Annotated in this window: 18 protein-coding genes and 1 pseudogene; 14 read left to right on the top strand and 5 right to left on the bottom strand. The window is 54.5% G+C overall.

From position 1 onward, the window contains the following. Positions 1-2 precede the first annotated feature (2 nt). Complete coding sequence (locus tag NST23_RS08235; protein WP_122963153.1) at positions 3-1,154, top strand: GerAB/ArcD/ProY family transporter; 1,152 nt, start codon at positions 3-5, stop codon at positions 1,152-1,154. Between the two features lie 34 nt (positions 1,155-1,188). Here the strand turns inward: NST23_RS08235 and sspI are convergent, their stop codons facing one another. Continuing rightward, entirely contained in the window at positions 1,189-1,425 is a 237-nt protein-coding gene (gene sspI, locus NST23_RS08240; RefSeq protein ID WP_063227234.1) for a small acid-soluble spore protein SspI, read from the bottom strand. Between the two features lie 227 nt (positions 1,426-1,652). Between sspI and NST23_RS08245 the strand changes: the two genes are divergently transcribed. Together NST23_RS08245 and rlmB are read left to right on the top strand one after the other, a co-directional pair. Continuing rightward, the gene (locus NST23_RS08245) at positions 1,653-2,306 is read left to right on the top strand and encodes a potassium channel family protein (protein WP_005829288.1); all 654 of its coding nucleotides are present in this window, start codon (positions 1,653-1,655) and stop codon (positions 2,304-2,306) included. A 2-nt stretch (positions 2,307-2,308) separates the two neighbouring features. Further along, complete coding sequence (rlmB, locus tag NST23_RS08250) at positions 2,309-3,124, top strand: 23S rRNA (guanosine(2251)-2'-O)-methyltransferase RlmB (protein WP_122963154.1); 816 nt, start codon at positions 2,309-2,311, stop codon at positions 3,122-3,124. Between the two features lie 63 nt (positions 3,125-3,187). On the opposite strand, the pseudogene NST23_RS08255 reads toward rlmB, so the two are convergent. Then, positions 3,188-3,427 (bottom strand): annotated as a pseudogene (locus NST23_RS08255) (LysR substrate-binding domain-containing protein); the annotation flags it as partial. On the opposite strand from NST23_RS08255, the gene NST23_RS08260 reads away from it, so the two are divergent. Further along, entirely contained in the window at positions 3,399-3,512 is a 114-nt protein-coding gene (locus NST23_RS08260) for a zinc-binding dehydrogenase (protein ID WP_233454121.1), read from the top strand. The pseudogene NST23_RS08255 and the gene NST23_RS08260 overlap by 29 nt on opposite strands. Before the next feature lie 108 nt (positions 3,513-3,620). Here the strand turns inward: NST23_RS08260 and NST23_RS08265 are convergent, their stop codons facing one another. Further along, entirely contained in the window at positions 3,621-4,340 is a 720-nt protein-coding gene (locus NST23_RS08265; RefSeq protein WP_122963155.1) for a DUF2225 domain-containing protein, read from the bottom strand. A 454-nt stretch (positions 4,341-4,794) separates the two neighbouring features. On the opposite strand from NST23_RS08265, the gene pheS reads away from it, so the two are divergent. The 5 genes from pheS (at position 4,795) to larB (ending at position 10,326) form a co-directional block, all read left to right on the top strand. After that, the gene (pheS, locus tag NST23_RS08270) at positions 4,795-5,829 is read left to right on the top strand and encodes a phenylalanine--tRNA ligase subunit alpha (RefSeq protein WP_122963156.1); all 1,035 of its coding nucleotides are present in this window, start codon (positions 4,795-4,797) and stop codon (positions 5,827-5,829) included. Positions 5,830-5,844: 15 nt separating this feature from the next. After that, positions 5,845-8,268, top strand: a complete 2,424-nt coding sequence (pheT, locus tag NST23_RS08275) for a phenylalanine--tRNA ligase subunit beta (protein WP_242772117.1) — start codon at positions 5,845-5,847, stop codon at positions 8,266-8,268. A gap of 81 nt (positions 8,269-8,349) precedes the next feature. Further along, complete coding sequence (gene zapA, locus NST23_RS08280; protein ID WP_063227229.1) at positions 8,350-8,625, top strand: cell division protein ZapA; 276 nt, start codon at positions 8,350-8,352, stop codon at positions 8,623-8,625. Between the two features lie 77 nt (positions 8,626-8,702). Then, positions 8,703-9,563, top strand: coding sequence for an ATP-dependent sacrificial sulfur transferase LarE (gene larE / locus NST23_RS08285; protein WP_173598490.1), 861 nt, complete (start codon positions 8,703-8,705; stop codon positions 9,561-9,563). Beyond that, a complete protein-coding gene (gene larB / locus NST23_RS08290; protein WP_122963159.1) occupies positions 9,556-10,326 on the top strand; it encodes a nickel pincer cofactor biosynthesis protein LarB in 771 nt (256 codons plus the stop codon). The genes larE and larB overlap by 8 nt, the downstream gene beginning before the upstream one ends. A gap of 51 nt (positions 10,327-10,377) precedes the next feature. On the opposite strand, the gene NST23_RS08295 is transcribed toward larB, so the two are convergent. Then, positions 10,378-10,752 carry a phage holin family protein gene (locus tag NST23_RS08295; RefSeq protein WP_063227226.1) on the bottom strand — a complete coding sequence of 125 codons (375 nt, stop codon included), beginning with the start codon at positions 10,750-10,752 and terminating at the stop codon, positions 10,378-10,380. A gap of 197 nt (positions 10,753-10,949) precedes the next feature. On the opposite strand from NST23_RS08295, the gene NST23_RS08300 reads away from it, so the two are divergent. From NST23_RS08300 to NST23_RS08320, 5 genes are all read left to right on the top strand, one after another. After that, the gene (locus NST23_RS08300) at positions 10,950-13,307 is read left to right on the top strand and encodes an endonuclease MutS2 (protein ID WP_122963160.1); all 2,358 of its coding nucleotides are present in this window, start codon (positions 10,950-10,952) and stop codon (positions 13,305-13,307) included. A 20-nt stretch (positions 13,308-13,327) separates the two neighbouring features. Beyond that, positions 13,328-13,738 (top strand): DUF350 domain-containing protein, encoded by a 411-nt coding sequence (locus NST23_RS08305; protein ID WP_122963161.1) that lies wholly within the window; start codon positions 13,328-13,330, stop codon positions 13,736-13,738. A 41-nt stretch (positions 13,739-13,779) separates the two neighbouring features. After that, a complete protein-coding gene (locus NST23_RS08310; protein ID WP_217021951.1) occupies positions 13,780-14,097 on the top strand; it encodes a 2Fe-2S iron-sulfur cluster-binding protein in 318 nt (105 codons plus the stop codon). A gap of 298 nt (positions 14,098-14,395) precedes the next feature. Further along, entirely contained in the window at positions 14,396-15,694 is a 1,299-nt protein-coding gene (locus NST23_RS08315; protein ID WP_340963514.1) for a nucleotide sugar dehydrogenase, read from the top strand. A 220-nt stretch (positions 15,695-15,914) separates the two neighbouring features. After that, positions 15,915-16,115 carry a cold-shock protein gene (locus NST23_RS08320; protein ID WP_063227221.1) on the top strand — a complete coding sequence of 67 codons (201 nt, stop codon included), beginning with the start codon at positions 15,915-15,917 and terminating at the stop codon, positions 16,113-16,115. 283 nt (positions 16,116-16,398) lie between these two features. Here NST23_RS08320 and NST23_RS08325 read toward each other — a convergent pair whose 3' ends face one another. Further along, complete coding sequence (locus tag NST23_RS08325) at positions 16,399-17,226, bottom strand: M55 family metallopeptidase (protein ID WP_340963515.1); 828 nt, start codon at positions 17,224-17,226, stop codon at positions 16,399-16,401. Positions 17,227-17,303 lie beyond the last annotated feature (77 nt).

Genomic DNA, 17,303 nt, shown 5'->3' on the forward strand with positions numbered 1-17,303 from the left:
AGATGGAAAATCAACGGGGCAGCATCAGTACATGGCAACTAATCGCAATCCTGATCAGCTCGATGATCGGTGTAGGCATCCTTACCTTGCCGCGGACAGCAACGACCCAGATGCAGGAGATGGGGTGGCTGGGGCCGCTGATCGGCGGATTGATTGCGGTCATTCCGCTCATGTCCATCATTTACTTGAGCAAACAGTACCCGGGTTTGACTTTTGTCGAATACGCTCCACTTATATTTGGCGGCAAACGTCACCAGACATGGGGGAAAATTCTCCATTTCCCCTGGATTCTCGCCTACCTCTTGTTTCAGTTTTTGAATACGGGCATGGTGGCGCGCGGGTTTGGCGAAGTGATCGTGACGACCGTGCTTTTGGATACACCGCTGGAAGTAATCGTGCTGACCTTGTTCATGATTGTTCTCTATTTGTGCATGCACGAGTTCGAGGTGCTGGTCCGTGTGAACGAGCTGTTGTTTCCGATCATGTTTGTTCCGATCCTGATCATTCCGTATGTGACGATCAATAGCGCGAGCTGGTACAACCTGCTTCCGTTGCACATCGACTCGTGGAAAGGGACTGCCGAAACCGCCATCGGGACGTTTACGATGTACACGGGATTTGAGCTGATGATGATCTACTTCGGATTGGCTATGCCGGGGGCGAGAATTGCGCTTGCTACATGGGGCGGGTTGAGCTTCACAGTCGTGTCGTACGTGCTGACAGTGGCAGCGGGCATTGTCGTGTTTGGCTACGAAGAACTGCAACACCTCATCTGGCCGACATTGGAGATGGTCAAGACAGCGCAGCGGACAGGCTGGTTTCTGGAGCGGATGGAGTCCGCTTTTCTCACGATCTGGATGGCTTCTGTCTTCACGACGTTTGGCAACATGTACTATACGATGATTTACGCGACGCGCTTGTGGCTGAAGAAGGGAATCCGATTCCAGCGCATCGCTGCCCTTGTTTTCATCATCCCGCTTTTTTATGTCTCGCTGGGACCACAAAACATCGTCGAGTTTTTCGCCTATGCCCAGAAGTTGACGTATTTCAGCTATTTGCCAACCGTGCTCTTTCCGACTTTGTTGGCGGTCATCCAGTTGTTTCGGGCGAGAGGTGCTCATGCTGTGGCAGACGACAAAAAGGGAGGGACGTAAAGTCGTCTCTCCCTTTTGCCTGATGTCTTTTGGATTAAATCGGCTTTTCTGCCTGAGCGGGCAGGTGGGATGCGATCGTCTCCACCATCTCCTGGCGGGCGGAGGAGTCGCTGTTTTGCCACAGCACTTCAAACAGGACGCCGAGACCAGGCAATGTTTTTTCCTGGCCGCTTGTGATCGCATCGGTGATCGTTTCTTGTACCGCTCCTGAATCGGAGCCTTGCATTTTGTACATGATCGCTTGACGCAAATTGAGCGAGGCAATGTTCATAACCTTATCTAGCACCTCTCTTGTGTAAATGAATACATGGGTTAGTATTTGTCTTCGCGGGATTGCCCATACCCCCTTTTGTGGCGAGGGATTTCATTGTACTATCAGAAAGTGCCGAATCATAAGGCTGGAAAAAGTAATGCAACTTTGGCGCTCTCTTGTGCAAAGCACGGTTTGCTAATGCTATAATGCTTCATATTGGATATGGATCGAAGGAGAAGATCAGCATGTCAAAACAATTTGCCATTATCGGGATGGGACGGTTTGGTTCCAGCGTGGCCAGAACGTTGTACGAAATGGATTACGAAGTGATGGGAATCGACGAAAACGAAGAACGCATCAATGAAAATATTCAGTACGTCACCCACGCGGTAGCGGCTGACTCGACAGATGAACGGGCTTTGAAAGAAATCGGCATTCGCAACTTCGACGTGGTTGTCGTGGCGATCGGGGTGGATATTCAGGCGAGCATTTTGACAGTCCTGACACTCAAGGAACTGGGCGTGAAAAAGATCGTCGCCAAGGCGCAAAATGAGCGACACGGACAAGTGTTGTACAAGGTGGGAGCCGACCGGGTCGTATTCCCCGAGCGGGACATGGGCGTGCGGGTAGCGCACAACCTCATCTCCGCCAACGTCCTCGATTTTATCGAACTGGCAGAAGACTACAGCGTGGCAGAGGTCGTGGTATCGTCCAAACTGGTAGGCCAGAACTTGAGACAGCTCGATATCCGCCGAAAATACGAGGTCAACGTCATCGCGATCAAGAGCGGAGACAAATTCAATATCGCACCAAGCCCGGATGAAGTCATTCAGTACGGAGACGTGCTTGTCGTGATCGGAAACAACAAAGATTTGAAAGCATTTGAGGAGCGGGCGTAACCATGGCATATGAAATCATCACTTCTGTTCAAAACCCGCTGGTGAAAAGACTTCACCAGTTGCTCGATAAAAAAGGCAGGGAGGAGCAGGGGCGTTTTCTCGTCGAAGGCGCCCATCTGGTAGAAGAGGCGCTGAAAAGCGGAGCGCACGTCGTGACAGTCCTGTACGATCAGGAGCGGAATCTCGATCCGGCCTGCCAGCGGGCACTCGCGAATCATCCCCAGGATACGCAGGTGATCGCAGCTTCTGCTGCTGTTTTGGCCAAGCTGTCGGAAACGAAGTCGCCGCAAGGAATTGTGGCTGAAGTAAACAAGACGGCGAACGAATGGGACGAATGGGTGAACAAGCTGTCCGACCAGGACGACACGCTGCTGTTGTTCCTCGACGAAATCCAGGACCCGGGCAATCTGGGCACGATTTTGCGGACGGCAGAAGCGGCTGGAGTCGACGGGGTCGTGCTCGGCAAAGGCAGCGTCGACATCTACAACGGCAAAGTCGTGCGCGCCACGATGGGAGCGATGTTCCGCCTCCCGCTATTCATGCGGGAACTGGGCCAAGCGGCAGAAGAGTGGAAGCGCCAGGGCGGCCGTGTTCTCGTCTCTTCTTTGGCACAGGACAGCGTAGCGTACGATCAGGCGGAGTATTCCGGCAAAATCGCGCTCGTCATCGGCAACGAAGGCAGAGGCGTTTCCAAAGAAATGCTGGCGTGCGCGGACCAGTTCGTGCACATTCCGCTGTACGGCAAAGCAGAGTCGCTGAATGCCGCGGTCGCGGCGGGAATTTTTGTGTATGAGGCACAACGCAACAGAAGACGGTGACAGGTAACCAAAACAGGGATACTGGGCATTGCTCCAGTGTCCCTGTTGTTTTTGACCGTGAGTTCAATCAGCTTCAGCCGATTCGGCAAAGTACCTGATGAGAAAGTCGCGAAATTTGCGGGCAGCGAGGGAGAGGTAGCGCTTTTCGTGCCAAACAATCTGGAAATTGCGCTGGCAAACGGGGAACTCAATGCGCAGCAGGTTCAGCGGGGAGTTCGGGCCTCCGCAGTTGCCTACCAATGCAACGCCAAGCCCGGCCCGGACAAGGCTTGCAATGGCGGCAGGCTCGTCGACCCGGCACACTTTCCCGCTGGAGCAGGCCGGCGATGCGCATCGGGCCATCGAAGCGAGACGCGGACGCGGGAAGATCGTCCTCACCATCGACTAAGCAAGGGCGGGAGAGAACCAGGGGGTGCCGCGCCCTTTTGCCCTTTGTCACTCACGTAGCCAATAAAAAAGGCATTCCAACAAAGTTGAAATACCTGCATGCTGCATGTCAGCCGATTTTTTGCTCGCTTTTTTTCTCTTTAAATTCCTCGCGCGCCAGCTGCCATTGATCTTGCGCCATGCGAATGATGCCGCTTTCGATCGTGTGATTGCGGAAAGCGAGTGCCTTGCCGAAATACTTGATGGCGAGATCGAATTTTTCCAGGCGGCGGTACAGCTCGCCGATGAGGTACAGAAGGCGCACCTCAGACATGTCCTTGTCGCCGCGCGTATAGTCGGAGTGAATGTACGACTCTTCGTACTCGTCTACTGCCATCGCGATGAAGCGCAGCTCTTCCGGGAGGTTGTTCTGGTAACGGTACAGCCAGGCAAGCCGCAAGTACAGGCCGGCTTTCACCGAGTGCGGCTGGTCTGTCAACTCAGCGGCGTAAATCGCCAGCTTGTAGCTGACAATCGCTTCCGGCACCTTGCGAATCGAGCCGAAGTCTTTTGTTTGCCACTTTGAAGAGATATGCTCAGCGACCGCCTGCTTTTGCCAAGGAGCCAGCTTGGTTGTGAACTGGTCGGTAAAAGCAAAGCCGCATGTCGGGCATACATTTACGGTGTACAATATCGGATTCAAGGACTGCTCCTTGAAAGTGGTATAGAAGTCGCTGTCGCGGTGAATCATGGTAAGAGTTCCGCTTCTGACTCGCTTGGTGGAGAAGGCTGCTTCGCAGTGCCGACAGACATTGGTTTTATCATAGAGGGCCGAAACCTTATCGATCATGTCAAAAGTCCCCTTTCAGATTCGCGAAAATCGATCTAGGGCAAGCAAGTGAGTATGTAACATTTGTAGAATTGAAAGTTAGCTCTTGTTGCGCTATAATTTTCCTACATCTTGATTATAACGCAAAGCGATGACGGAGACTAGTACGCAGGTCCTATCTGTTTTTCAGGGAGAAGATGCCACAGACTGCGAGCATCTTTAGCACGATAGCTGCCGAATTCACTCCGTAGCCGCACTCTGAACCGCATTGGCGCAGTAGGAGCAGCCGGGTCATTCCCGTTACCAATGAACTGAAGTGAGGCAGAAGTCTTGCTCGCAGTTAGTGATAATGTCACGGTTTTGTCACAAGCGAGCAATCTGTCTAACAAGGGTGGTACCGCGAGAAAAAAGTAACTCGTCCCTTTTTGGGGCGGGTTTTTCTTTTTTTATCAACAGAAAAAAGGAGCGATTCGAAGTGCAAACTCGGTTGCAAGAAATGAAGGAGTCCGCACTGGGGCAAATCAGCCAGGTGACGGAAGCTGCACAACTTCAGGATTTGCGCGTCAAATACCTGGGGAAAAAGGGCGAGCTGACAGAGCTTCTGCGCGGCATGGGCAGCCTGTCTCCTGAAGAGCGCCCGGTGGTAGGGCAACTCGTGAATGAAGTGAGAGAAGCGCTGGAGGCTGCTTTTTCCGGCAAGCAGCAAGCGATTGAAGAGGCGGCACTGAATGCGAAGCTGTCCTCGCAGACGGTCGACGTGACTTTGCCAGGACGTCCGGTGCCTGCCGGAACGATGCACCCGCTCTCCCGCATCATCGAGGAGATCGAAGACATTTTCGTCGGACTGGGCTTTGAAGTAGCTGAGGGTCCTGAGGTCGAGCTGGATCATTTCAACTTCGAGATGCTCAACCTGCCAAAAGGTCATCCGGCCCGCGACATGCAGGATACGTTTTACGTGACCGACGAAATTTTGATGCGCACCCATACTTCTCCGGTGCAGGCGCGCACGATGCTGAAAAAAGAAGGCAAGACTCCGGTAAAAATCATCTGTCCCGGAAAAGTGTATCGCCGCGATGACGACGACGCGACCCATTCCCACCAATTCACGCAAATCGAGGGACTGGTTGTCGATAAAGGCATCGGAATGAGCGACCTGAAAGGAATCCTTTTGACCTTTGCCCGCCAAATGTTCGGCGCCGATCAGCAAATTCGTCTGCGCCCAAGCTTCTTCCCGTTCACGGAGCCGAGCGCAGAGGTAGACTTGCAATGCTTCAACTGCGGCGGCCACGGTTGCCGGGTGTGCAAACAGACAGGCTGGATCGAGATTTTGGGTTCTGGCATGGTGCATCCGCGCGTGCTGGAAATGGCAGGGTACAATCCGGAGGAAGTCAGCGGATTTGCGTTTGGAATGGGTGTAGAGCGAATCGCTATGCTCAAATACGGGGTGGAGGACATCCGCCATTTCTATACCAACGACGTGCGTTTCTTGCGTCAGTTCAACCGAGGCTAGAGAGGAGAGGCAAAGATGAAGGTATCATACCAATGGTTATCCGAGTACGTCGATCTGAGTGGAATGACGCCCCACGAGCTGGCTGAAAAGCTGACTCGCAGCGGGATTGAAGTAGATGCGGTAGAATCCCGCAACGCGGGTGTTTCCGGTGTCGTGATCGGCTATGTAAAAGAACGCAGCAAGCACCCTGACGCTGACCGCCTGAACGTATGCGTCGTCGATGCAGGGCAAGGAGAAGATTTGCAAATCGTCTGCGGCGCTCCAAACGTAGACAAAGGACAAAAGGTGCTCGTGGCCCTGATTGGCGCGAAATTGCCTGGCGGTCTGAACATCAAGCGCTCCAAGCTGCGCGGCGTGGAATCGCAAGGCATGATCTGCTCGGCAAAAGAGCTGGGCCTAAACGACAAGCTGCTGGCAAAAGACCAGCAAGAAGGCATCATGGTGCTGCCTGAGGATGCGGAAATCGGCATGGATGCGATCTCCTACCTCGGTCTGGACGACTACGTGCTGGAGCTTGGCTTGACGCCAAACCGCTCCGACTGCCTGAGCATGCTCGGTGTTGCTTACGAAGTAGCCGCTATTTTGGGCAAAGAAGTGGTACTGCCGCAGATCGAGCTGACGGAAAATGGCGGAGACAACCCGCTGCAAGTGTCGATCGCAGCCGAAAACGAATGCTATCAGTACCATGGCCGCCACTTCACCAACGCGAAGATCGCCACTTCTCCGCAATGGATGAAAAACCGCCTGATGGCAGCGGGCGTTCGTCCGATCAACAACGTCGTGGACGTAACCAACTACGTTTTGCTCGAATACGGACAGCCGCTGCATGCGTTTGATGCGACACAAGTCCAGGATCGCACGATTGTCGTTCGCCTGGCGGAAGAAGGGGAGAAGCTGGTCACGCTCGATGATCAAGAGCGCGAGCTGGATGCGCAAACTTTGCTGATCACCGACCCGGCAAAAGGCTTGGCGATCGCAGGGGTGATGGGCGGAGCCAACTCCGAGATCACGAATGAAACGAGTGAAATCATCCTCGAAGCCGCTTGGTTCACGCCGCAGACTGTGCGCCGCACCGCTCGTACGCTGGGCATGCGCACAGAAGGCTGCGTCCGTTGGGAAAAAGGAGTCGACCAGGCGCGCGTGCAGGAAGCCGGGGAGCGAGCTGCTGCCCTGATCCAGCAACTGTCTGGCGCAACCGTATCCAAAGGCATCCGTTCCGCTGTCGTGAGCGAAGCGAAACCAGCGGTTGTCTCGGTGACTCTCGCCAAAATCAACCAGCATCTCGGAACGAGCTTGTCGGCCGCAGACGTCTCCCCGATTTTCGAGCGTCTGCAATTCCCGTTTGCCGTGGCAGAAGACAACTGGACGGTAACAGTCCCAACCCGCCGTGGCGACATTACGCTACCTGAGGATTTGGTGGAAGAAGTGGCTCGCCTGTACGGCTACGACAACATCCCGACCAGCTTGCCGACTGGCACGACTACGCAAGGCCAGCTGACCAATGAGCAAAAACTGCGCCGGACGATCCGCCACCACCTGATCGGAACCGGATTGAACGAAGCGATCTCTTATGCGCTCGTGCACCCGGATCGCGTAGAGGCAGTAGCAGGACTCCACCAGCATAAAGTCAATCCGGTATCCTTGCTGATGCCGATGAGCGAGGAGCACAGCACGCTGCGCACAAGCCTCGTTCCAAGCCTGTTGGAAACAGTGGCGTACAATAAAAATCGCCAAAATCACGACGTCGCCATCTTTGAACTTGGCCGCGTGTTCTTGTCTGCGGAAGAAGCGCTGACGCAGCTTCCAGAGGAGCGCCTGTATGTGGCAGGTGCGCTGACAGGGCAGTTGCTGTCGCAAAACTGGATGGGCGCGAAACAGCCTGTAGACTTTTATCAGGTCAAAGGGATCGTCGATTCGCTCCTGGCTCGTCTGGGAATCCGCACAGCCGAGTACAAGGCAGCGGCGGACATTGCTGGCATGCACCCGGGCCGCACAGCGGAAGTATGGGTCAATGACAAGCGCCTCGGCTATCTGGGGCAAGTGCATCCAGGTACGGAAAAAGCGTACGACTTGTCTGAGACTTACGTGTTCCAGTTCGATGTAGCCGAGCTGATTGAGGCAGCAGCAGATGCGGGCCACTACAGCCAACTGCCGAAGTTCCCGGCTGTGACGCGCGATCTGGCGCTGGTTGTCGATCGCAGTGTGCCAGCAGGAGCGCTGGAAGCGACGATTCGCGAAGCGGCGGGCGATCTGCTGGAATCATTGACGCTGTTTGACGTGTACACTGGCGAGCGGATTGCGCAGGACAAGAAGAGCATGGCGTTTGCCCTCGTGTTCCGTAACGCGGAGCGCACGCTGCAAGATGAAGAGATTCAGCAGGTGACAACGGCTGTTGTCGAAGCGCTGAAAAACAAGACGGGTGCCGAACTGCGCATGTAACATGGCTTGACGAACTCTGACATTTTCAGTAACCTAAAAAGGATACAGTAGAGCAAAGGTCGCAGTAGGGAGGAACCCCTCGTGCAAGGTGATGGGAAAAATCGTTTGACGGTGGATATCTTCGGCCAACAATACCGGCTCAGTGGCAAGGCAAGTGTCAATCACATACGCATGGTGGCCGGTTTCGTTGATGACAAGATGAACGAAATCGCGAACGGCAACCATCGATTGGACACGGCTAAAATTGCCGTACTCTCTGCGGTGAACATCGCGGATGAATACTTCCGCTTGCGTCAAGAGTACGAAGAACTGCTGAAGATCCTTCAGGAAGATGCAAATGAAAAGCCGATAGATTAAGGGAAAGAGGGGCTGCGGCCTCTCTTTTCGCATTGTGCGGCAAAAGCTTGGACACAAAGGAGGGGCAGCTTGTGGAGATGGATAAACGTATGGCAACAGGCAGCGAAGGGTGGACGCTGGCGGAAAAGAACGACAGGCTGGGAGCTGTCCTGCGCGAGATGGGAACGGTTCTGGTGGCGTTTTCCGGGGGAGTGGACAGCACTTTTTTGTTGGCGAGAGCGATTGAGGAGCTAGGCGAGCAGGCGATTGCCGTGACGGCTGCTTCGGAGACGTTTCCCACGCGCGAGTTTGAAGCGGCGAAGTTTCTGGCCGCCAAGCTTGGCGCACGGTTTGTCACGACGGAAATTCGCGAAATGGAAAATCCGAATTTTGTGTCCAATCCGCCCAATCGTTGTTTTTATTGCAAAGACGGCCTGTACGAGCACCTCGGCAAGCTGGCGGAGGCAAACGAGTGGAAAGCCGTCATTTGCGACGGAGCGAACATGGACGATCGCGGCGATTACCGCCCGGGCCGTATAGCCGCAGCCCAGCGAGGGGTGCGCAGCCCGCTTCAGGAAGCCGGATTTTATAAGGAAGACATCCGCGCGCTCTCCAAAGAAATGGGACTGTCTACGTGGAACAAGCCGTCTTTTGCCTGCCTCTCTTCCAGGATTCCCTACGGCTCCTCGATTACGCTGGAAAAAATCGACCAGGTGGATCGGGCGGAAGGGTTTTTGCTCAGCCTCGGCTTTCACCAGGTCAGAGTCCGGCACCACGACACGATTGCGCGAATCGAAGTCAGTCCGCAAGAGTTTGAGCGGCTGCTTGCCCACCATGCCGACATCCACAAAGCGTTGCAGGAAATCGGTTTTTCGTACGTCACCCTCGATTTGTTCGGATATCAGACCGGGAGCATGAACGCTGTACTGGAAACGGAAGTGAAGGCCAAGCATGGATGATCTCAAAAACATTTTGCAAAAGGTAGCCGCTGGACAGCTCAGCGTGGAGCAAGGCGAAGAGCAGCTTCGCGGCATCAGCCGCTTGGACTATGCGACGCTCGATCTGGCTCGCTCGGAGCGAACAGGCTTCCCGGAAGTCGTCTACGGGGAGGGGAAAAGCGCAAGCCAGCTGCTCGGAATCATGGAAAAGCTGCGCGAGCATCAAAAGCTTGTTTTGGTTACCCGGGTGAGTGAGCAGCAGGCACGCGCAGTTCGGGAGAGCTGGCCGGATGTCCAGTACATCGCAGAAGCGCGCTTGCTGTTGTCCACACACGAGCCGCTGGTGCCGCAACGGGATGGCTACGTTGCCGTCGTGGCAGCCGGAACGTCGGACTGGCAGGTGGCGCAGGAAGCGGCCTGGACCGCGCGCTGCTTTGGCAGCGAAGCCCGGGTTATCGTCGATGTCGGCGTCGCGGGCATTCATCGCCTGTTTCAGCGTCTGGAGGAAATCAGGTCGGCAAGCGTCATCGTCTGTGTCGCAGGGATGGAGGGAGCGCTCGCCAGCGTAGTGGCTGGACTCGTCGACAAGCCGGTCATCGCCGTGCCCACCAGCGTCGGATACGGGGCCAGCTTTGGCGGTGTCTCGGCGCTTTTGACCATGCTCAACTCCTGTGCCAACGGCGTAGCGGTCGTCAATATCGACAACGGTTTCGGCGCGGGCTACCTGGCTGGTATGATCCATCGCCAGTCTGCCGCAAGTGCCATAGATGACGGAACAAGCTGAAAAAGAGCCAGCCCGCGCGTAACGGGTTGGCTCTTTTCACGAAAAGCTCTCTTACGTTTCCTGGCGGTTTCCGGCATCGCCATTGCGCATGTCCATGTGAGTCTTGATCGGAATGAACAGGTCGATGATCCCGATCACAAGAGAAGCCAAAAGCGCTCCGATGACCGTGACATGGAAACCGGAAACGATGAACTGAGTCAGATAGATCACGACTGCACTGACTAGAAAGCCGATGATTCCGCGGTTGTACGGGGAAATGCGGTCTCCGAACATGGCTTCCACAACCCAGCCCAACAGGGCAATTACAACAGCGGCAAGAAATGCTGTCCAGAAGCTGCTAACGGAAAATCCGGGAACCAGAAATCCGACGAACATCAGGACGACGGCAGCGACGACAAAGCGGACGAGATGGCGCATGATCGTCATGGATACTCCTCCTTTTGGATTGGTTCTTTTTCATTCTGGCTCTTTCCAGGCGGAACTATGCCAAGCAGGAGGCGTGTAAAATTATCCTTCAAACCGCTGGCGTGATATAATGAGGAAATCGTAGTGATTGAAGGTTCAGACCGTGGTACTCATCCGCGCAGTCCGACGGTCGCCGCTGATGAAATAAGGAGGATACAGTGGAACAACGGGTCTTAAAAACTTTGGAATACGATAAAATTATCGCCCTGTTAGTTGACAAGGCATCTTGCACATATGGAAAAGAAAAAGCAGCAGAGCTGACGCCGTTCGTTCAACTGGACGAGGTCAAAATCGCCCAGCAAGGAACGCAGGAAGCTGCTACGGTACTCCGCTTGAAAGGCAGCGCCCCATTGGGAGGCATTCGCGACATCAGAAGCTCCGTCCAACGAGCCAGGCTGAATGCGATGCTGGCCCCGCTGGAGCTTTTGGACATTGCCAGCACGATCATGGCTGGCCGTCGCTTGAAAAATTTCTTGCTGGATATGTGCCAGGACCATGACTTGCCGCTGCTTCAGCTACAGGCAGAGCGCATCGAGGGCTTGCGCGAGCTGGAAATGGAAATTCGCCGCTGCATCGATGAAAACGGCGATGTGCTGGACAGTGCCAGCGTCGAGCTGCGTCAGGTTCGTCAGGAAATCAGGCAGGTGGAATCGCGCATCCGTGAGAAGCTGGATCAGATGACGCGCTCCTCCTCGTATCAAAAAATGTTGATGGAAAACATCGTAACCATCCGCGGCGATCGCTTCGTCATTCCGGTGAAGCAGGAATACCGCCACGTCTTTGGCGGGATTGTCCACGACCAGTCTGCGTCAGGTGCCACTTTGTTCATCGAGCCGGAAGTGATCGTGTCGATGAACAACAAGTTGCGCGAACTGCGCTTGCGTGAAGAGCGCGAGGTTGAGCGCATTTTGTACATTTTGACCGAGCAAGTCTCCTTTGCGGTGGAAGCTCTGAGCGAAAATGTCGATGCGCTGACTGAGCTTGACTTCCTGTTTGCCAAGGCACAGCTCGCCTGGAGCATGAAGGCAGTCTGTCCCAAACTGAACGACCGCGGTTATTTGCAGATGAGAAAAGCGCGGCATCCGCTGATCCCGCGAGAAGTCGTCGTTCCCGTCGACGTCGAGCTGGGTGGAGAGTATCAGGCGATTGTCGTGACTGGTCCGAACACGGGCGGTAAAACCGTTTCGTTGAAAACGATCGGGCTGTTGTCGCTGATGGCGATGTCGGGGCTGCATATCCCGGCAGAGGAAGAGAGCGAAATGACGGTGTTCTCCTCCGTCTTTGCCGATATCGGGGATGAGCAGTCCATCGAGCAGAGCCTTTCCACCTTTTCCAGTCATATGACCAATATCATCTCCATTCTGGAAAAAATGGATGAGAAAAGTCTGGTGCTGTTCGATGAGCTGGGAGCGGGTACAGACCCGACAGAAGGGGCTGCGCTCGCCATGTCGATTATCGACCATGTGATTGACTCCGGCGCGCGGATGGTGGCCACGACCCACTACAGCGAGCTGAAGGCGTATGCGTACGACAGACCGGAAGTGATCAACGCCAGCGTGGAGTTCGATGTGCAGACTTTGCGCCCGACTTACCGTTTGCTCGTCGGCGTGCCAGGGCGGTCCAACGCTTTTGCCATTGCCAGACGATTGGGGCTGCCGGAAGCGATCATCGAAGTCGCTCGCGGCTCGATCAGCGAGGAAGACAACCAGGTGGAAAGCATGATTGCTTCCCTTGAACGCAACCGCAAATCGGCAGAAGCGGACAGAAATGCAGCCGCCTCCTTGCGCCGCGAAGCGGAAGAACTGCGTCGCCAGCTCGATGAAGAGCGCGCCCGTTTTGCCGAAGAGAAAAACAAGCTGATGGAACGCGCCGAAGAAGAAGCGCGGATCGCTGTCCAACTGGCCAAAGAAGAGGCGGAGACGATCATTCGCGAACTGCGCGAGATGCGCGACGATGGCGTCGAGATCAAGGAACACCGCCTGATCGAGGCGAAAAAGCGGCTCGGCAACGCAGTGCTTGAGCTGGAAAAGGAAAAAGTGAAGAAGCCGGCCAGAGCCGTTCGCGCCACCCAGATCAAGGTGGGCGACGAAGTCATGGTCACCAGTTTCGGACAAAAAGGAACTGTGCTGGAAAAAGTGAATAACGACGAGTTTCTCGTGCAGATCGGCATCATGAAGATGAAAGTCAGACGAGATGACATGAATGTGCAAAACTCGATCACGCAAAAGCCGCAGGCTGCTCCGTACACATCGGTCAATCGCCGGACAGCCAGCATCAAAATGGACCTCGACTTGCGCGGATATAACGTCGAGGATGCCATTCGGGAGATGGATCAATTCCTGGACGATGCGCTTTTGGGCGGGCTGCACTCCGTATCGATCATTCACGGGCATGGCACAGGCGTCTTGCGCAAAGGAGTGCACGAATACTTGCGCAGCCACCGCAACGTCAAGTCCTTCCGCCTCGGCGGTCAAGGTGAGGGCGGCGTTGGCGCTACGATAGCCGAACTGAAATAGAGATGTCGGGAGGAGATTCCATGGCAGGCCTTATGCACAATCCATATTTTGCAACTGCCGCTTACTTTACCGTTACGGGACTCGCGATGATTTTGTTTTTGGTCGTCTTCGAACTCGTGACGCGTTATCACGTATGGGCAGAGCTGAAACGTGGAAACATGGCCGTCGCGATGGCAACAGGCGGAAAAATTTTCGGGATCGCCAACATTTTCCGCTATTCGATTCAGGCGAATCTTTCTTTGGGGCAAGCGCTGATCTGGGGCACATTCGGATTTTGCCTGCTATTGGTCGCGTACTTCATTTTTGAATTTATGACCCCTTCGTTCAAGGTGGATCAGGAAATAGCCAATGACAACAGGGCGATCGGCTTTATTGCGATGGTCCTGTCCATCGGCTTTTCTTATATTATCGGAGTCAGCCTGTCCAGGTAGAGCGCAGTCGTGCTTTCGACGCAGCGAAGGAGGGAAGCGGTGTGGAAGACAAACGGCCACAGCAGTTTGCAGGGACCGTCTGGGAAAATGGCAGGCAGCACAGCATTGCCATGACGGATGGAGAAAATTTGCTCATGGCGCTGGTGCGCGCGCAGATGCCAATCGATTTTTTCTGTACCACCGGAAAGTGCCGGACTTGTATGGTCAGAGCAAATATTCCCGCAGGTTCTGCTCCCGCTCCTTCTGCGACAGAGCAATACCGTCTGGGGGACGCAGCGCAAAAAGGGTATCGGCTTGCTTGTCAGGTTTACGTGAGCGGGCCGTTGACCGTTTTTTTGGACAGTTCCGGCTCTGCTTGAAAAGAAACCCTGGTTGAACGATATTTCAATCGAGAGTATAATTAGGATTTGGCAGAGAGTTCCGCACTTTTTTCCCAATCGGGTGCGGTCCCATGCCCTCTTGGACAGGGCCGAGCCTACAATTTGAAACATGGGGAGGAGCAGCCTTGGAGACGTTGTACAAGGTCCTCATAGGATTGTGCGTGCTTTTTATCGCTGCGGGCATTTACTATCTGTCGTAAGCAGTTTTGCAAGTTGGCCGCGTGACTGTTTGGTCACCCGGACCTTACCTTAGAGAACGTGAAAGAGGAGATACGCAATGACTCAGCCTGTACGCGTAGCTGTAGTGGGATTAGGGTTTGTCGGCTTGCCGCTTGCTCTTACTTATGCCATGAAAGGAGCAAACGTTGTCGGCATTGACGTCCTGCCTCACGTCGTCGATGAAATTAATGCGGGTCACTCCCACCACCTGGAGTCCTATCAAGGGAAGACTTTGCCGGAAATTTTGAAAGAACAAATAGAAGCGAAGCGGTTCCGCGCTATGACCTCCTACGAGGAAGCGGCTGCGGAAGTCGATCATTATATCGTGACAGCCGGTTTGCCAGTGCATAACGGCGACCCGGACCTCGGCCCGTTGAAAAACTGTGCCCAAACGCTTGGGGGCGTGCTGAAAAAAGGCGATACGATCATGATCAGAAGCACGGTCGTCCCGGGAACGACAGAAGAAGTGATTTTGCCGATTCTCGAAGAGGCGAGCGGTCTGGTCGCAGGCGTCGATTTCTACCTCACGTATTGCTCCGAGCGAATTGCGGAGGGACGAGCTTTTGAAGAGTTCATCCACATGCCGCTCGTGCTCGGCGGGATCAACGAGATCAGTGCCGAAAAAGGCAAAGAGCTGCTGTCCGTCATCAGCGAAACGGACATTACCATCTCGGATATCCGCGTCGTGGAAACAGCCAAAGTGATCGAGAACATCCAGCGTGACGTGAATATCGCCATGGTGCAGGAGTTTGCCCGTTTTGCCGAGGCGTTCGGGATCGATACGTTTGAACTGATCAAGGTCGCCAATACGCACACGCGTGTGAACCTGTTGACCCCAGGGCCGGGTGTAGGCGGCTTCTGCCTGCCAAACGCCTTGTACTACCTGCAACCGAAAGCGCGCGAGCTGGAAGTGTCCCTGCCGATTTTGCAGCAGGCGCGCCTCACGAACGACGCTGTGCCGGAAGTGCTGATCGGCATGCTGGAAAAAGCGTTGAAGCAAAAAGGCAAGTCGCTCGCAGGAAGCCGTGTAGCTGTCTTGGGCTTGGCGATGAAAGATTTCTCCAACGACGACCGCGTCAGCCCGGTGCATGACCTGATCAAGCTGTTGCTCGCCAAAGGCGTCGAAGTGCGCTCGTATGACCCGGCTGTTCCGACTGCATACGAGCACAAGGCAGACTCTCTGGAAGCAGCCGTGCGCGGCGCTGATGCCCTGTATTTGACGGCGGTGCAAAAAGAATTTGCCGAAGTGAACTGGGATGAGGTAGCAGAAAAAATGGCTGACTCGCCGATCCTGTTTGACACGAAAAACCGCATTCCGCTCGATTCGGTCAGCAAAGCGACGGTTGTCCGCATTTAACAAATAAGCGAACAGCATTCCACAAGGGAAGCCTCCGCAAAGCGTCACATGCAGCGTTTGCGGAGGTTTTTTACGCGAGAATCGCTCCTGTCAGCACGTACAGGAGAAACCGATTTTGCGTTTCGCTGTTTTCACGTATAACTCCCCGTTTTTATGGCAATAGTAACCAGGTAAGATCATATTTCAATGTCATGTAAGTGATACATGCTAGGAGGCAAAAATGGAACGTGGTAGAGTAAAATGGTTCAACAGCGAAAAAGGTTTCGGTTTTATCGAGAGAGATGGGGCAGATGACGTATTCGTTCACTTCTCCGCGATTCAAGGAGACGGGTACAAATCCTTGGATGAGGGACAGGAAGTAGAGTTTGACGTGGAAAACGGTCAACGCGGCCCTCAAGCGACAAACGTTCGGAAGCTGTAAAAGCCAAAAACGACAAACAGACTCAGTTGCTGAGTCTGTTTTTTTGTGCGCGTAACGCTTGTGCTGGCATTCGCCTTTTTTTGCGAGGCAGTGTCATCTGTCCCACACGCTTTGTCCACTGGCCCCGGCTCCAAGGCGTCCAACAGCGGGATGCGAAACAGCCAGAGGACAAAAGCGAAAGCACAGCCGAAGTTTAAGCGCAAAATGAGCACAGCGCTCAGGCAAAAAAGGCACGGCGTGATTGCCCTGCCTTTTTGTGCGTCTGATGGACGAGTGCCGCTTCCTAGAAAAATTCTGCTTCGGAAGCGAGGTTCAGCATGGCCCGCATCGTTTTGTACAAATCTTGCGGGTCTTCCGTGCTGTAATAGACAGTATTTGTCGCCGTCTCGTAGCGGGTGCCAGGAACAATCGCTGCCATTTCCGCTTGGCCGGCATGGGAAAATTCCATCGCCATCTCCAGCGGGGTGGTGTTGATGAACGGAGCAATCGAGGAGATGTTGCCCAAAGCGAGCTTCGTTTGCTCCTGCAAGGCAGCAGACGCTTCTCCACGCGACAGACAGATAGCAGCTGTGCGCGATACCGCTTCCTTGACGATGGCGGTATGAATGCCAGGGATCAGCTCAGACGCTTCTTTGGCAATGAGATTGTCGCCGGACACCATGACGACCGGAACATTGTACAAGCCTGCTACAGCAGCGTTAAAGCCAAATTCGCCTACGACTCGTCCGTTGATGTACAAATTGCGGACGACACCAGACATGGTGTGGCTGAGCACGCCAGGAACCCCTTGACGGGTGTGGTAGCCGATGAACATGGCGGCATCAAAGCTTGCGTCCAAACCTTGCATCATGGAGCAGTCGCGAGGGGAGCCAGCGAGCAGACGAGCTTTCGGGTGCAGCTTTTCCCACAAAATGTTGTTCATCGTGTTGTGGCTGTCCGCGACGACGATTTCCGTCACGCCGCTGGCGAGGGCCGCTTCGATGACGGCATTCGCATCGTCCGTCATGAACTGACGGCCGCGCTGGTAGTTCACACCCGAATCAGGATTGATGTAGCTGGTGTCTACGATGCCGGAAATGCCTTCCATATCTACGGAGAGAAAAAGTTTCATGTTTGGTTTCATCCTTTCGCGTGCGATTCAAAATCGTCCCAGTTCTATGTAACCAGATTGTCTCTCTGGAGGCAACC

This window comes from Brevibacillus sp. FSL K6-0770 (assembly GCF_038000275.1).
Lineage (GTDB): Bacteria > Bacillota > Bacilli > Brevibacillales > Brevibacillaceae > Brevibacillus > Brevibacillus parabrevis.

Bases quoted from the DNA above. Each gene is read 5' to 3' on its own strand.
- NST23_RS08235 (WP_122963153.1), top strand. From the start codon at position 3: ATGGAAAATCAACGGGGCAGCATCAGTACATGGCAACTAATCGCAATC.
- sspI (WP_063227234.1), bottom strand. From the start codon at position 1,425: ATGAACATTGCCTCGCTCAATTTGCGTCAAGCGATCATGTACAAAATG.
- NST23_RS08245 (WP_005829288.1), top strand. From the start codon at position 1,653: ATGTCAAAACAATTTGCCATTATCGGGATGGGACGGTTTGGTTCCAGC.
- rlmB (WP_122963154.1), top strand. From the start codon at position 2,309: ATGGCATATGAAATCATCACTTCTGTTCAAAACCCGCTGGTGAAAAGA.
- NST23_RS08260 (WP_233454121.1), top strand. From the start codon at position 3,399: ATGGCGGCAGGCTCGTCGACCCGGCACACTTTCCCGCTGGAGCAGGCC.
- NST23_RS08265 (WP_122963155.1), bottom strand. From the start codon at position 4,340: ATGATCGATAAGGTTTCGGCCCTCTATGATAAAACCAATGTCTGTCGG.
- pheT (WP_242772117.1), top strand. From the start codon at position 5,845: ATGAAGGTATCATACCAATGGTTATCCGAGTACGTCGATCTGAGTGGA.
- larE (WP_173598490.1), top strand. From the start codon at position 8,703: ATGGATAAACGTATGGCAACAGGCAGCGAAGGGTGGACGCTGGCGGAA.
- larB (WP_122963159.1), top strand. From the start codon at position 9,556: ATGGATGATCTCAAAAACATTTTGCAAAAGGTAGCCGCTGGACAGCTC.
- NST23_RS08295 (WP_063227226.1), bottom strand. From the start codon at position 10,752: ATGACGATCATGCGCCATCTCGTCCGCTTTGTCGTCGCTGCCGTCGTC.
- NST23_RS08305 (WP_122963161.1), top strand. From the start codon at position 13,328: ATGGCAGGCCTTATGCACAATCCATATTTTGCAACTGCCGCTTACTTT.
- NST23_RS08315 (WP_340963514.1), top strand. From the start codon at position 14,396: ATGACTCAGCCTGTACGCGTAGCTGTAGTGGGATTAGGGTTTGTCGGC.
- NST23_RS08320 (WP_063227221.1), top strand. From the start codon at position 15,915: ATGGAACGTGGTAGAGTAAAATGGTTCAACAGCGAAAAAGGTTTCGGT.
- NST23_RS08325 (WP_340963515.1), bottom strand. From the start codon at position 17,226: ATGAAACTTTTTCTCTCCGTAGATATGGAAGGCATTTCCGGCATCGTA.